This is a genomic window from Gilliamella sp. B14384G12, assembly GCF_016101825.1.
Taxonomy (GTDB): Bacteria; Pseudomonadota; Gammaproteobacteria; order Enterobacterales; family Orbaceae; genus Gilliamella; species Gilliamella apicola_N.
In genome coordinates this window covers 17,128-31,926 of record NZ_JACFPU010000010.1, presented here as the reverse complement: position 1 = coordinate 31,926, position 14,799 = coordinate 17,128, and the positions used below count along the sequence as shown (strand labels likewise).

Below are 14,799 nucleotides of genomic sequence, written 5' to 3'. Positions count from 1 at the left end.
TGATAATTAGTTAGATTTTATACTAAAACGTATAGTTAACCTGAAACTTCTTTACAAAATCTAATGGTATTTAAGAAATATTAATAACGATAACTTGAGTCTTAGTGGCTAAAAAACCTCACCAACTCATTTTTGATAAGACAACTTCATAAGTGCCATTAGCATAGTGATAAATAGTGTAATTAACAATAATATTTTTTACTGAAACGTAATGTTAATCTGAAACTTTTTTACAATCTGTTATATTTGGAATAAATAATATGGCAAATCCTCAAGATATTTATAATGATTTTAAGAATAAAAAAATCAGTTTATTATTTTGGCAATATGCACTTCCCTCCATTATTGGGACAACCGTCAATACCCTGTATAACATTATTGATGGGGTTTTTATTGGGCATTGGATTGGGCGCGAAGCATTGAGTGGTGCAGGCATTATTTTACCCGTTATGAATCTTGCTGCGGGTATTGGTATGTTAGTAGGTATTGGTTCGGCGAGCCGTATTTCTATATTTTTAGGTCGAGGCGAAATCGATAAAGCCGAAAAAGTTGCGGGTACTTCGTTTATGTTAACAGCAGTACTTAGTGGTATTACTTTAGCGTTATTACTTTATTTTATTGACCCTGTTTTACATTTTATTGGTTCAAGCCCAACCAACCATATTTACGCTCGTGAGTTTTTAGAGGTATTTTTGCCGGGTAGTATTTTTATCACATTGACTTTCAACTACAACAATATGATGCGAGCAAGTGGTTATCCTTTTAAAGCTATGGTAACTATGTTTATTAGCGTGATTGCCAATATTATTCTTGCCCCAATTTTTATTATTGCTTTAGGTTGGGGCATGCGAGGCGCAGCTTTTGCAACCACCTTATCGATGTTCATTAGCTTTTTGTTTGTAATGCAGCACTTTGTTAGCAAAAACAGTAATATCAAGCTATATCGTCGTAATTTTAGGCTTGATATTACATATATTAAATCGATTCTTTCGATTGGCATGTCGCCATTTGCCATGCAAGTTGCTGCGTCTGTGGTAGTGGTATTTATAAACTGGCAATTAACTCACTATGCGCCGATTTCTCATGTTTCAAGTGACGATGCTATTGCTGGTTATTCAAATGCAAATCGATTAATAACCCTGATTATTATGATTGTCATTGGCGTTAACCAAGGAATGCAACCAATCATTGGCTATAACTATGGTTCAAAGAATTATAAACGCGTGAAAGAGACCTTTTTCTACGCAGTAAAAATCGCTACTGTGATCACGAGTGCTGGATTTATATTAGGTTGCTTTATGCCTGATGTACTGGTTAGAGCATTCAGTTCCGAAGCGGATTTAGTTGCTATATCAGCTATTGCACTAAGGTATACAACGCTTTCATTTGCGTTTGTTGGGTTCCAAATGGTGACAACAAGCTTTTTCCAATGTATTGGTATGGCTAGAGTTTCTATTTTACTCAGTCTTTCAAGACAAATTTTAATTTTATTGCCAACACTTTATATTTTACCGCTATTTTTCGATTTAGATGGAGTTTGGGCATCATCACCTACTGCTGACCTTTTATCAACCGGTATCGCTTATGCAGCACTCTACTGGTATTTTAAATCGATTAAAAGTCGGCATTATCCTAAACAAGTTAATTCGTAATATACTAAAATTAAAAAACAAAAGGGGCACTTTGCCCCTTTTAAATTTTATAAGGCCGTATTACTTATTGCTATTAACATTACTGATTATAATTTTTAATTCGATAAACAAACTCATTGACAAATTGGATGTTCTACACCGCCTTCACATCCTTTTTCAATCAATTCCATTGCTTTGTTATGATCTTTTGTTAGACCTGCTGCTCCATTTTCATACATGACCCCTAAATTAAACTGTGACTCTGGTTGCCCTTGTTCGGCTGCTTTTTCAAACCAATATCGAGCTTTATTGAGATCTTTATCTATGCCTGCACCCGTTAAATACATATCCCCTAAATGATACTGTGCATTTACAAGACCTAGTTCGGCTGATTTTTCAAATAATTCTTTTGCTTTTAATGGATCTTTAGCTACACCTCGACCTTCTTTGTATAAACTAGCAAGATTATATAGAGCATATTCATCATTTTTTGCAGCACCTTTTTCATAAAACTCTTTGGCTTTAGCATAGTCTTGGTCAACTGTTATGCCATTCTCATACATATATCCTAAATTAGATTCAGCTCCAGAATGGCCTTGTGCAGCTGCCTTTTCATACCATTGTCTGGCTTTCAACGGATCTTTTTCAACCCCCTCACCTTGAAAGTAGCGAACACCTAAATCATATTGCGCTTTTGGGTCATTATTTTCCGTTGCCATTTTTAGTACTTCATCATAAGGTACATCTTTTAATGACTCTTTAACTGCTTGTGCACCAGCAGGTCCCGCTAAAAATAGAAATAACAAACCAGAAGTAAGTAATTTTTTCATATTTATCATCCCCTTTTATTATTTGTGATTATCTATGATTTACTATATTTTGATTAAAATATAGTCTGTTTATTTTAACAACATCTATTTAATTATCCAGTATCGTAAAATATTATTTTTTAAATTCTTATTACATGTGTAAAAAGTTGAAAGGTCTATTTAATCTGTATGAATTTTATTATTGAGATAGAAAGAGTTAGAGATTTTTTCTTGATTTTAATCTGTCAGAAATAATTAATATTTTTACTATTTCATCAAAATAAGAGGTCTGTTATTTATTTTAGAAAAATATTCTTGGCTTACTTATTAAAGTAAAAAATTGTAAAAGACAAAAAACAGTATTGATGAGTAGCGGATTGAATTAATTTTTTTATAAAATAGCTAAAGAAAAAATACCAAATATTCAGTTGTTAGCCAAACTTGATAAGGTTACCATAATCAGACAAATAAAGATCAACAGCATGCCAATCCAACCAATTAATGATAAGCATTCACCCACAATTAACATAGCAAGAATCGCAGCAATAACGGGTTCAAGTAAGGTAATGGTTGTTGCCATACTGGCCGAGATTTTTGATAATCCAAAACCGTAGCAACGATAACCTAAAAACATCGGTATCAATGCCATATAAAATCCAACTGTCATGTTATTCCATGAATTAACAAAAGCAGAGCCCGTTATTAACATAACAGGAATTAATAGTAATCCCCCACAACCAAAAGTAGCGCCCATTGCCGCTTTAGTATTAACGCCTTTTAACATTAATTGCCTTGCTGACCATGAATAGAGAGCGTAAGTCAAGCCCGCAACTAATCCTAATAAAATACCTAAATTAACATGAGTATATTGGATTGTTGTACTTGCATTGTCAGAAAAAGCTAACATCACCATTCCAATAATCCCCAATAAAGCACCCATAGCCCACTGTTTATTGAGTTGAAAATCACGACTAAAATATTCAATTATCGCCGATAAAATGGGTGCTGAACCAATAGAAACAACGGTACCAATGGTTACCCCAGATAAACGCATAGAAGAATAAAATGCTAAAGGATAGATAACTACAGCAAGTGCCCCCAAGATCAAGAATCTGCAATGCACTGCCAATAAAGCACGATCATGAACAATCTTAACGGTAGCCAATCCACATTGCAAAATCCCCCCCATACCCATAGCAAACGAGCCGATAAATAAAGGGGATAAAGCTGGGGCAAACGTGGCTGCCGTACCTGTCGTACCCCATAATAGCGATGCCAAAATAACGGCTAAAATCCCTAAATACTTATTCATTGAATAACAGTTTATTCAATATTTTGTACTTGTTCTCGGATTTGTTCAATTAAGACTTTAAGTTCAATGGCGCTAGCGGTTACATCTGCATTAATTGATTTTGAGGCGATGGTATTGGATTCGCGGTTAAATTCTTGCATCATAAAATCAAGTCTGCGCCCGACTGCTTCGTTTTTCTTTAAAATTGCGTAGGTTTCTTTAACATGAGTCATTAAACGATCAAGCTCTTCAGCTACGTCAATACGTTGAGCCATCAATACGATTTCTTGTTCTAATCTTGACTTGTCGAGTTCAATATTCGCTTCAGCCAATTTGTTTTGCAGGCGCTCTTTTTGCCATTCGAGTATTTGTGGCATCCATTGACGAATTTTTTCAACTTCTGTCGTAATACTGTCTAAACGTTGGATGATAAGATCACGTAACACTTCTCCTTCGCGTTCACGCACAGTAATTAATTCATTAATGGCTTCATCCAATAATGCTAAGATTTCTTGTGATATGCTATCAAGATTTTGTTCTTTAGCTGATAGCACACCCGGCCAACGTAAAACATCAATAGGATTAACGTCACCAGATTTATATTCAGTTTTAATCCAATTAACCGCACTAAGAACCTGTCTTGCAAGATCCTCATTTAAAGATAATTCTTGATGCTGCGAAGCAGGATCGAGTTCAAAGCGTAAATTGCATTCAATTTTACCGCGTGTTAATCGACCTCGAAGTCGTTCTCGAATAATCGGTTCAAGTGTTCGAAACTGTTCAGGCATACGAATATAGGTTTCTAAGTAGCGTTGATTAACCGAACGCAACTCCCAAGAGGCCGTCCCCCATGATTGGTTAATTTCTTTTCGGGCATAGGCAGTCATACTTGAAATCATAATTGGATCCTAAATTTATAAAAAACTTGCTGGGCATTGTATCATAAATTCTGTATAATGCGCTCTTAGCTTAGGCTAAACATCAATCCTTTCTTTAATTGATGTCCTCCTAAATGATAAATTCAAACATTTTTTTATATAATAGCTGGAGAATTGCATGCGCCCGTCTGGTCGAGCTGCGGAACAAGTCCGCCCAATCAAAATAACCCGTCATTATACTAAGCATGCAGAAGGTTCTGTATTAGTTGAATTTGGTGAAACCAAAGTACTGTGTAACGCAACGGTTGAGGAAAGTGTACCTCGCTTTTTAAAAGGTCAAAATCAAGGTTGGGTTACAGCAGAATATGGCATGTTGCCACGCGCAACCAATTCAAGAACTCAGCGTGAAGCGGCAAAAGGGAAACAAACAGGTCGTACAATGGAAATCCAACGACTTATTGCCCGTTCATTAAGAGCCATGATTGATCTTAAATTACTTGGCGAATATACCATTACCCTAGACTGTGATGTCATTCAAGCCGATGGCGGAACACGAACAGCATCCATCACCGGTGCATGTGTTGCTCTTAATGATGCAATTAATAAAATGATTGCTGATGGTAAATTAAAACAGAACCCAATTAAATCATTGGTTGCAGCTGTGTCTGTCGGAATTGTCGAGGGTCAAGCAGTATGTGATTTGGAATATATTGAAGATTCCAATGCTGATACAGATATGAATGTCATTATGACTGATGACGGACGTATTATCGAAGTACAAGGTACTGCCGAAGGTGAACCATTCAGTCATGAAGAATTATTAAAACTGCTAGAACTAGCAAAAAATGGTATTGCAACAATTATTGATGCACAAAGACAAGCCTTAAAAGATTAATTGGAGAGGATCGATGAAATCATATAAAAGTGAGTTTATTGAATTTGCTTTAGATAGGCAAGCACTAAAATTTGGTGAATTCACCTTAAAATCAGGACGTAAAAGCCCTTACTTTTTTAACGCAGGATTGTTTAATACAGGTAAAGATCTGGCTTTATTAGGTCGCTTTTATGCTGCCGCATTGATGGATGCAAATTTAAACTATGATGTCATCTTCGGTCCTGCCTATAAAGGGATTCCGATTGTTTCATCAACAGTAGTGGCCTTATCTGAGCACTATAATGTTGATGTTCCTTATTGCTTTAACCGTAAAGAAGCTAAAGACCATGGTGAAGGTGGTAACCTAGTTGGTAGTACTATTTATCAACAACGTGTTATGTTAGTTGATGATGTAATTACTGCGGGTACCGCAATTCGTGAATCAATGCGAATTCTAGAAGATAATCAATCAAAACTGGCAGGTGTATTGATTTGCCTTGACCGTCAAGAAAAAGGTCGTGGTGAGCTATCTGCCATTCAGGAAATCAAACAAACTTATCATTGTGATGTGATTTCGATTATTACTTTAGATGATTTAATCCAATACCTCTACCAAGATCCCTCTCGACAAAACCAAGTTAAACTGGTCGAAAATTATCGTACTCAGTATGGAATATAAAAGGCGTCTTACGACGCTTTTTTACACCTTTTTTCAACTTAAGGTATTTTTTTTACATATCTTAAATTAAACTGTTTGTGATTTTTCGGTAGTAAAGAATTCTATTACTATAATTCAAAACAACGAATAAATAATTAACTAATAAAATAGTGGAATATAGAATGAAAAAAACATTAATATTTATTATATTACTCAATATTGGAACAAGTTTTACCTGCTATTCGGCAAACCTTAGGAATATCAATAATAATGAACCTAAAGTTGAACAATTAATATATGGCAAAAATTTAATTCCCGTTGGAGAAATTGAAGCAAGTATTACTGATTCAATTAAACTAAAACCAAATACGGTTGAGTTTTCGGTTACATTAGATACAGAGGCTTCAACCCTTGATGAGGCATCAAATATCAATGCTAAGACCATGAAAGAATTTAAGGATTATTTAGCGACACTCGCCATTAAAGATAACAATTTAATCACAACCGATTATGGCAACTATATACAGGATTCTTATGAAGAAGTCAGTGAAGATAATGCTCAATATAAAGCTACTCTCACTCTTGCTATCAATATCAATGATAACGAAAAATTTTTAGAATTAAATAAATTACTTGATAAATATAACATTAATAATGTCCAACAAATATATAATAGTGAAACAAATAATGCGTTCTCATTTAGTATTTTTGAAAATGCAGTTACTGCAAACAAAGCAAAAGACATGGTTTATCAAAAATATACAACTATAACTAACGAATTAAAAAACCTACAACTTGATAATTTTTCGATCATTCAATCAAATACCGAACGCACCTCACCAAAAAAAATCGACAAAAAACAGCATCATGTATATAACACCGTACAAATAAAGATTAACAAACTTGATGTGGTTGGTAAAATTATTACTAAAGCACAAGAATTAAAAATAAAAGTTAATGATGATATTTTTTATAGTGTTTCACCAGATGCGATTGAGCGAGCAATTAATGATCATGAAAGACTTTTATTAAATAAGTTAAGTAATAAAGTTGAACGGTTATTGACTAAACAATATTTAGTTGGTGATCCAAAATATCTCGATATGAGAAAAGCTGACTACGAACAACAGTCACCAAAAAAACGAGAAAGATTTTATGGAGCAATGAATATGGCGATGGCCCCCGGTTCAGATGATGAAGCAACAAATAAAATTAATATCTATGCTCCTTCTGATTTTGAAATACAACTCACTTTATTAGGAAAATTTGAGATAATAAAAAAAGTTACACAATAATTAACATTAAAAATCATCGATTAATAAAAAAGTTCATCCTTAATTAAGTAATACTTGAATGTATTTTTAATTAAGGAGAACTAAGCTAGGCAAACTTACTAATAAAATACATTATTAACTTGTTTAATAACCAATGAGTTACTCTGCATCGTGTTAATAAACTAAAAAGAAATCATTTAGAATTACTTTGTACGTAAAATTTAGCATTGTCGTAATGATATATAATGGTTGAAAAATCAAATGGTTCGCCTGCACTGGTGTAAAAAATTTCTTCCACACACAGGGCAGGATCGCCCACACATAATCCTAAATAGTCCGCAGTCTGTTCATCTAATTTAATCGCTTTAAAATATTTGTCAGAAAAACCAATATTAATTTTTAATATATCTTTTATATAACTGAATATGGAGTGTTCAGCAATCTCTTTGTTTAAATAGCTCACCATTTTTTTTCGATAGTAGGATCTTTCAAGCGCATAAACTTTATCTTCGAACTTACGTAACCGTTTGATAAAATAGACCTCTTCCCCATCTTCACATTGTAGGTTTTGTTTGACTTGTGAACTTGGTTGAACGATATCTACATTAAACACTTGTGAGGAATTTGGTGCATCGTTTAAATCAACACTAAAACCATGACTTTCCAAAAAATTCAGATATCCATGTTTTTGCGGTTGCCGAACAAAAATACCACTCCCTTGGACTTGATATATGACACCGTGTCTTTCTAAACAGTTCAGTGCTTTAATGATGGTCGTACGACTAACTTGATATTGATTAATTAAACCTTCGATATTAGGCAGTTGTGTATCTTTAGGCAAATTTTGTTGATAAATTGCTTGCTGGATTTTCTTTGCCACATCCTGGTATTTTAACATTCGTACTCTTTATTTTTATTGTGATAAATAGACCCCATTTTATACCTATGAATAAATTAATAAATTGAAATCATTTTAAAACGAGATCTAGATCACAAACAATAAAATTGGTCATTAACAATTTTTTATTTAGGGATAAGATAAGCTTTCTCATCTGATGAAAGGAGCTTAATGAATGTCATCTAAAATTAGAGACTATAATAAATTAGCCGTTGATATATTAAATGAATTAGGCGGTGAAAATAATATTGTTTCTGTTGCACGTTGTGCAACTCGCTTGCGTGTCGTTACGCAAACCACTCCAGAAAATGTAAAAGAAAAAATTAGCAGCTTTCCTGGAGTTATCACAGTGGTAGAAAAAGGTGGGCAAATTCAAATCGTTATTGGTACTAATGTTGATAAAGTCTATAATGCATTTACCAAATTGATAGGGAATGAGAATAAAGTTGATATTAAAAGCCAAGGCAGTATTTTGAATCGCGTTATCGCAACAATGTCAGCAGTTTTTGCACCATTTGTTTATGTATTAGCAGCATCGGGTATTTTACAAGGGATCTTGATTTTAATTAAGTTATTCTTTCCTGCATTTGCAGCAACCGGTACTTATCAAGTTTTTAACTTTATTTCTTGGGCTCCGTTTGCTTTTTTACCTATTTTTATCGCCATTACCGCATCTCAACATTTTCGATGCAACATTTATATTGCAGTAGCTTGTTGTGCCGCCTTACTTTCTCCAACTTGGGCGGAGCTTGCGGCGATGATAAAAGACGGTCAAGAGATTAATCTATTTGGATTAGCATTGTCTGAAACTACCTACACATCAACGGTTTTACCGCCTCTGTTTTTAGTTTGGTTACTTTCTTATTTAGAGCGTTTTTTAGAGCCTCGTTTACATAGCATTATTAAACCATTAGTAATGCCTTTAATCTGCTTAGTGATTATGGTTCCCCTCACTTTAGTGGCTATTGGACCAATTACTGCGGGCGCTGCACATTATATTGCTAGTGGATATAATTGGATTGTTAACCTTGCACCATCGGTAGCTGGTGGATTGATCGGTGCAGTTTGGCAGGTGTTTGTTATTTTTGGTGTGCATTGGGGTATTACACCAGTCATTATTGAGAACATAAATGAACATGGACGAGACTCTTTCCAAGCTTATCAAACCATCGCAGTTATTGGTCAAGTTGGTGCTGCATTAGGTTTTTATATAAAAACTCGAAGCAAAGATATGAAAGGGGTATCGCTATCAGCTTTTGTTACAGGTCTATTTGGTATTACTGAACCCGCTATATATGGTGTTAACTTACGCTTTAAAAGACCATTTATTTATGGTTGTATTAGTGGTGCGCTTGGTGGCATTGTAGCAGGATTCTTTACACCTTATTACTACACTTATGCTGCATTACCTGGACCTTTGACTATTGTTAATGCTATTAATATAGACCATCCTGTATCATTTATTGGTGTTGTTATTGGTTCAGCAATTGCATTATTTGGACCAGTTATTCTTATCCAAATTTTTGGCACTAATGAAAAGAACCAAAGCAATGAAAATATTGAAAATGAGACATCTGACATTGAAAACGATACACCTAAAATTGTAATTGATGAAATCGATGTGACTAGCCCAATGATCGGTAAAGCATTACCACTTAGTGAAGTACCAGACCCTGCTTTTTCTCAAAAACTTATGGGTGAAGGTATTGCTATTGAACCAACAGACAATCATGTTTATGCACCTTATGATGGCGAAGTAACCGCTGTGTTTGAAGCATCAAAACACGCTATTGGTTTGGTCTTAGATAATGGGGTTGAATTATTAATTCATGTGGGTATTGATACAGTTAATTTAACTAACAATGAATTTGAATACCATGTGAAGCTGAATGAAAAAGTGAAAAAAGGTGATCGGTTGATCAGCTTTGATCCTCAAGCAATTAAACAAGCAGGTTACCCATTAATTACTCCTGTTATTATTGTTAATACTGATCAATACCAAGTAATCACGTTAACAGAAAAAACGGAAGTAAATCTTGATGATAACCTTTTTGAAATAAAGCAATAACAAGGAACCAAAAAATGACTAAAAAACCATTTTTATGGGGCGGTGCATTAGCCGCTCATCAATTCGAAGGCGGTTGGAACGAAGGTGGCAAAGGGCCAAGCGTGGTTGATGTTATGACAGCGGGCGCACATGGCGTTGCAAGACAAATTACCCAAGAAATTGAAGCAGGTAAATTTTATCCAAACCATACTGCTATCGATTTTTATCATCATTATAAAGACGATATTAAGCTGTTTGCCGAGTTGGGTTTGAAATGCTTACGTACCTCCATAGCTTGGACTCGTATTTTTCCAAAAGGTGATGAACTAGAGCCAAATGAAGAAGGTTTACGTTTTTATGATAATGTATTTGACGAGTTAATTGCCAATGGTATTGAACCAGTTATTACTTTATCCCATTTTGAGATGCCATTACACGTTGCTCGTCATTACGGTGGCTTTAGAAACCGTAAAACAGTTGAATTTTTCGAACGTTTTGCAACAGCGTGTTTTGAACGTTATAAAAACAAAGTGAAGTATTGGATGACGTTTAACGAAATTAATAACCAAATGGATACCAGTAATCCGATCTTTTTCTGGACTAATTCAGGTGTGCAGGTTCAACCGGGCGAAAATCCACAAGAAGTACTTTATCAAGTGGCACATTACGAACTATTAGCCAGTGCCAAAGCAGTAATTGCTGGTAAAAAAATCAATCCTAACTTTGAAATTGGTTGTATGATTTCTCACGTGCCGATTTATCCGTATTCTTGTAATCCAGAAGATATGATGGCATCTGAAATTGCTATGCATCAACGCTTCTTCTTCCCTGATGTGCATGTTCGTGGTTATTATCCATCTTATGCTTTAAAAGAGTTTGAACGAGAAGGCTATAAGCTTGATATCACCGATGAAGATTTAGCGATTTTAAAACAAGGTACCGTTGATTACATTGGCTTTAGTTATTACATGTCAACCGTTGTTAAAGCTGATGCTAAAAATGATCATCGAGATAATATTGTCAACGGTGCTTTACCTAATGCTGTTGAGAATCCATACATTAAAAGCAGCGATTGGGGTTGGCCAATTGATCCAGAAGGCTTACGTTATACTCTTAATCGTTTATATGATCGTTATCAGTTACCACTGTTTATTGTGGAAAATGGTTTTGGCGCGATAGATGAATTAGAAAACGGTAATAAAGTTCATGATAAACCACGCATCGAATATCTTGGTGCACACATCAAAGCAATGTTAAAAGCTATCGATTATGATGGGGTTGATGTTATGGGATATACCGCGTGGGGTATTATTGATGTCGTCTCATTTACAACTGGCGAAATGAAAAAACGTTATGGCGTGATTTACGTTGATCGTGATAATGAAGGTAACGGTACTATGAAACGCTATAAAAAAGATTCTTTTGATTGGTATAAACAAGTCATTAGCAGTAATGGTACTAATTTAAAATAGATTTAGTATGAAGTCGTAAGTTTTGGGGGTGATGTGGTAATGCACACATCCTCTTTTTTTATCAATCTAGATAATTAAAAATTGAAGAGTAACTGTTTATCAAGTTGTGGATCGATTAATGTGACATGAAAACCAATCAAACGCACTCCACGATCATTTCGACGTTCTTGCCAAACTTTATAGGCTTGTTCAATTAAATCCTGTTTATCAAGTTTAGACCAAATATGTTCTTGGGTAGTAAGTTGGAAATCATCAAATTTAAACTTAACACCTTGTCGAGCGATTGACAAATCAGAACGAACTTTACTTAACCGAGTTTTCAGCTCTTCAAATAACGGTTCAAACTGTAATAAACACTCATCCCAAGTATGAATATCGTTAACTAAGGTGCGCTCTACCCCTACAGATTTACGTTGCCTATCATTACAAACTTCACGTTCATCAATGCCTTGACATCGTTCATATAAGACTCGCCCAAATTTACCAAATTGATTAAGTAATTTACTTACATCATAATTAACGACATCCTGACAGGTGATTAGCCCTAATTCAGCTAATTTTTTCTCGGTCACTTTACCTACACCCGGAATTTTTTTAAGTGGTAATTGAGCGATAAAGCTTGTAACAGCATCAGGTGTAATAACATATTGCCCATTAGGTTTATTCATATCTGAAGCAATTTTAGCTAAAAATTTAAGTGGGGCAACGCCTGCGGATGCGGTCAACTCAAGTTCTTTATATATCGCTTGGCGGATATCTTGAGCAATTAAAGTGGCTGAACCATGACAAAGCTTACAATCGGTCACATCTAAATAAGCTTCATCCAATGACAAGGTTTCAATTGCTTTAGTATAGCGCTGAAATATTTGATGAATTTGATTAGAAACTTCTTTATAAACAGCATGCCGACTTGAAATGACTTTAAGATTTGGACACAATTTTAGAGCTTGTGACATCGACATCGCACTATGTACGCCATATTGACGAGCTAAATAATTTGCAGTAGCAACAACACCGCGTTTGCGAGGATCGCCCCCTACTGCTATCGGCAAATTACGATAACGGGGATTATCTCTCATTTCAACTGCGGCATAAAAACAATCCATATCAACATGAATAATTTTTCGCATAAATAACTGTTTCACTGCATTTAAAATATGACTGTATAAATATACAATATCATACCTTAAATGCTGGTGTAAACAGTCTAAAGAGTTACTTCGTTAATTTATCAAAATCAATTAAGCCATTTTTATCATAAGGATCACCAATCCAGCGTTTTCCCTCATAATAATTGGGGTTGACCAAACTTTTTTCTGGCACATATAAGTTATAATTGAGTCCAGCTAAATCAGACCAAGTATGGATTAAATCCTGAGTACTAAATTTTCGATTCACATAATCTTGATAGTGATTAGGGTGAGATGCGATCCAACTTGGTGATTGCCATAACATAAACGGTACAGTATACATGGTGCGGGTTGGCACCTTTTCATTACGCCCTAAGATATCATGTGGTGAAGTTTCGTAAACATCTTCGCCATGATCAGAAAAATATAACATAAAACCATTTGTATGACTGTTTTTAAATAGATTGAATAACGTGGTTGTCACAAAATCATTATAACTTATTGCATTATCATAAGAGTTATATTCATCCACGTTCTCATCATCAATTTTAAATGGGATATTTGCATTATCTTTAAATCTATCATGTTCCCCATCTTTTGGATAACGAAACTCATATTTCATATGTGTACCGAGCAGATGAATAATGATAAATTTCTTTTCTTCTGGTTCAGCAAGCACTTTCACAAACGGTTCAAAGACCGATTCATCATATTGCCTTGAACTTTGATTACGATCGTTATTCATATAAAACTGTTCATCTGCTTGTTTAGAAAACATCGTCAACATCGTATTTCGTTTCGTCATTGTTTGTTGATTTGTTATCCAATAGGTTTTATACCCTGCCTGTTTCATTAAATGTATTAACGAAGGTTGAGTAAGGTAAAGGTCAGGATGTTGTTCATCTGCAAAAGTTAAGACTTGTTGCAAAACCTCTATGGTATAAGGTCTTGATGACACAACATCTTTAAACACTAAAAATTCAGGATTATCCTTTTTAAATTGCTCGATTTGTGGCGTTGTGTTACGTGGATATCCATAAATACTCATTCGATTACGAGTAGTTGATTCACCAATAATTAACACCAGTGTTCTGGGAGTATTACCATTGGCATCTTTTAAATTTTCAACGGGAGGTAAAGTATTCAAATGATGAATTATCTCTTCCATATTCGAAAGTTGAGAGCGATAAGCGATATAACTATTAATCAGTTGCCAAGGTACAGTGGTTTCCATTCGACCTAATAGATGTGTTGTTGCTTTTTGCAAGGAGGAATTTTTGATTGTAACACTAATAACCAGTGGCATAATTGCATAAATGGCAATTAATAATGACGTAACCCATTTGGTTGTATTTTTAACATAGACAGGTCTTACTTTTCGCCAAAGATAAATACCAATCAAACAATAAATAATCACTATAGCCATTAATTTCGAATTGAAATACTGTTGAATAAACTCATTTGATTCAGTCAAATTCGATTCAGCCATGACAAAAAATACACTTTGAGAAAATTCTTGACGATAAATTATAAAATAACTTATTGAAATCAATGATAAGCTTCCGACAATCAAACCATAGACAGTGGCAATTTTTCGGGTCTGACTTGGAAATATTAAAGCGGGGATCAACCAAATTAAACTATAGATGATTGAATCACGTAAACCTATCACATTGGCGTGTCCAGAAATGAAGATATAAAGTTGTAAACCACTTGAAAAAAAAGTAAAAAATAAAATAGTAAAGATAAGCGCTAACCAGCTAAACTTTTTGTTTTCTTGTATATTCGTCATGAAAATTTATTTGATATCATAGGTTATAGAAGTGTATAAATTACC

At 34.5% G+C, this 14,799-nt stretch carries 12 protein-coding genes; 6 read left to right on the top strand and 6 right to left on the bottom strand.

Features of this window, described 5'->3' with window-relative positions; all coding sequences use genetic code 11:
• Positions 1-260 precede the first annotated feature (260 nt).
• Positions 261-1,652: an MATE family efflux transporter gene (locus H3S73_RS10295; RefSeq protein ID WP_198236544.1), complete on the top strand. Its 1,392-nt coding sequence runs from the start codon at positions 261-263 to the stop codon at positions 1,650-1,652.
• 113 nt (positions 1,653-1,765) lie between these two features.
• Here H3S73_RS10295 and H3S73_RS10290 read toward each other — a convergent pair whose 3' ends face one another.
• The 3 genes from H3S73_RS10290 to H3S73_RS10280 form a co-directional block, all read right to left on the bottom strand.
• Complete coding sequence (locus tag H3S73_RS10290) at positions 1,766-2,461, bottom strand: tetratricopeptide repeat protein (protein WP_198236543.1); 696 nt, start codon at positions 2,459-2,461, stop codon at positions 1,766-1,768.
• Between the two features lie 403 nt (positions 2,462-2,864).
• Positions 2,865-3,752 (bottom strand): DMT family transporter, encoded by an 888-nt coding sequence (locus H3S73_RS10285; RefSeq protein ID WP_198236542.1) that lies wholly within the window; start codon positions 3,750-3,752, stop codon positions 2,865-2,867.
• A gap of 11 nt (positions 3,753-3,763) precedes the next feature.
• Complete coding sequence (locus H3S73_RS10280) at positions 3,764-4,630, bottom strand: YicC/YloC family endoribonuclease (protein ID WP_086327324.1); 867 nt, start codon at positions 4,628-4,630, stop codon at positions 3,764-3,766.
• Positions 4,631-4,787: 157 nt separating this feature from the next.
• Between H3S73_RS10280 and rph the strand changes: the two genes are divergently transcribed.
• From rph to H3S73_RS10265, 3 genes are all read left to right on the top strand, one after another.
• The gene (rph, locus tag H3S73_RS10275) at positions 4,788-5,504 is read left to right on the top strand and encodes a ribonuclease PH (protein WP_039127094.1); all 717 of its coding nucleotides are present in this window, start codon (positions 4,788-4,790) and stop codon (positions 5,502-5,504) included.
• A gap of 13 nt (positions 5,505-5,517) precedes the next feature.
• The gene (gene pyrE, locus H3S73_RS10270) at positions 5,518-6,162 is read left to right on the top strand and encodes an orotate phosphoribosyltransferase (protein ID WP_198236541.1); all 645 of its coding nucleotides are present in this window, start codon (positions 5,518-5,520) and stop codon (positions 6,160-6,162) included.
• Between the two features lie 161 nt (positions 6,163-6,323).
• The gene (locus tag H3S73_RS10265; protein ID WP_198236540.1) at positions 6,324-7,436 is read left to right on the top strand and encodes an SIMPL domain-containing protein; all 1,113 of its coding nucleotides are present in this window, start codon (positions 6,324-6,326) and stop codon (positions 7,434-7,436) included.
• A gap of 172 nt (positions 7,437-7,608) precedes the next feature.
• Here H3S73_RS10265 and H3S73_RS10260 read toward each other — a convergent pair whose 3' ends face one another.
• Positions 7,609-8,313, bottom strand: a complete 705-nt coding sequence (locus H3S73_RS10260; RefSeq protein WP_198236539.1) for a GntR family transcriptional regulator — start codon at positions 8,311-8,313, stop codon at positions 7,609-7,611.
• A gap of 175 nt (positions 8,314-8,488) precedes the next feature.
• Between H3S73_RS10260 and H3S73_RS10255 the strand changes: the two genes are divergently transcribed.
• Both H3S73_RS10255 and H3S73_RS10250 read left to right on the top strand, forming a co-directional pair.
• A complete protein-coding gene (locus H3S73_RS10255; protein ID WP_198236538.1) occupies positions 8,489-10,381 on the top strand; it encodes a beta-glucoside-specific PTS transporter subunit IIABC in 1,893 nt (630 codons plus the stop codon).
• Positions 10,382-10,395: 14 nt separating this feature from the next.
• Complete coding sequence (locus tag H3S73_RS10250) at positions 10,396-11,832, top strand: 6-phospho-beta-glucosidase (RefSeq protein WP_039127082.1); 1,437 nt, start codon at positions 10,396-10,398, stop codon at positions 11,830-11,832.
• 74 nt (positions 11,833-11,906) lie between these two features.
• On the opposite strand, the gene dinB is transcribed toward H3S73_RS10250, so the two are convergent.
• Together dinB and cptA are read right to left on the bottom strand one after the other, a co-directional pair.
• Positions 11,907-12,962, bottom strand: a complete 1,056-nt coding sequence (gene dinB / locus H3S73_RS10245; RefSeq protein WP_198236537.1) for a DNA polymerase IV — start codon at positions 12,960-12,962, stop codon at positions 11,907-11,909.
• Positions 12,963-13,047: 85 nt separating this feature from the next.
• Positions 13,048-14,760 (bottom strand): phosphoethanolamine transferase CptA, encoded by a 1,713-nt coding sequence (cptA, locus tag H3S73_RS10240; protein ID WP_370528802.1) that lies wholly within the window; start codon positions 14,758-14,760, stop codon positions 13,048-13,050.
• Positions 14,761-14,799: the final 39 nt, after the last annotated feature.

Excerpts from the sequence above, each read along its gene's own strand:
- H3S73_RS10250 (WP_039127082.1), top strand. The coding sequence starts at position 10,396 with ATGACTAAAAAACCATTTTTATGGGGCGGTGCATTAGCCGCTCATCAA.
- H3S73_RS10290 (WP_198236543.1), bottom strand. The coding sequence starts at position 2,461 with ATGAAAAAATTACTTACTTCTGGTTTGTTATTTCTATTTTTAGCGGGA.
- H3S73_RS10260 (WP_198236539.1), bottom strand. The coding sequence starts at position 8,313 with ATGTTAAAATACCAGGATGTGGCAAAGAAAATCCAGCAAGCAATTTAT.
- H3S73_RS10280 (WP_086327324.1), bottom strand. The coding sequence starts at position 4,630 with ATGATTTCAAGTATGACTGCCTATGCCCGAAAAGAAATTAACCAATCA.
- H3S73_RS10285 (WP_198236542.1), bottom strand. The coding sequence starts at position 3,752 with ATGAATAAGTATTTAGGGATTTTAGCCGTTATTTTGGCATCGCTATTA.
- H3S73_RS10265 (WP_198236540.1), top strand. The coding sequence starts at position 6,324 with ATGAAAAAAACATTAATATTTATTATATTACTCAATATTGGAACAAGT.
- H3S73_RS10255 (WP_198236538.1), top strand. The coding sequence starts at position 8,489 with ATGTCATCTAAAATTAGAGACTATAATAAATTAGCCGTTGATATATTA.
- H3S73_RS10295 (WP_198236544.1), top strand. The coding sequence starts at position 261 with ATGGCAAATCCTCAAGATATTTATAATGATTTTAAGAATAAAAAAATC.
- dinB (WP_198236537.1), bottom strand. The coding sequence starts at position 12,962 with ATGCGAAAAATTATTCATGTTGATATGGATTGTTTTTATGCCGCAGTT.
- pyrE (WP_198236541.1), top strand. The coding sequence starts at position 5,518 with ATGAAATCATATAAAAGTGAGTTTATTGAATTTGCTTTAGATAGGCAA.
- rph (WP_039127094.1), top strand. The coding sequence starts at position 4,788 with ATGCGCCCGTCTGGTCGAGCTGCGGAACAAGTCCGCCCAATCAAAATA.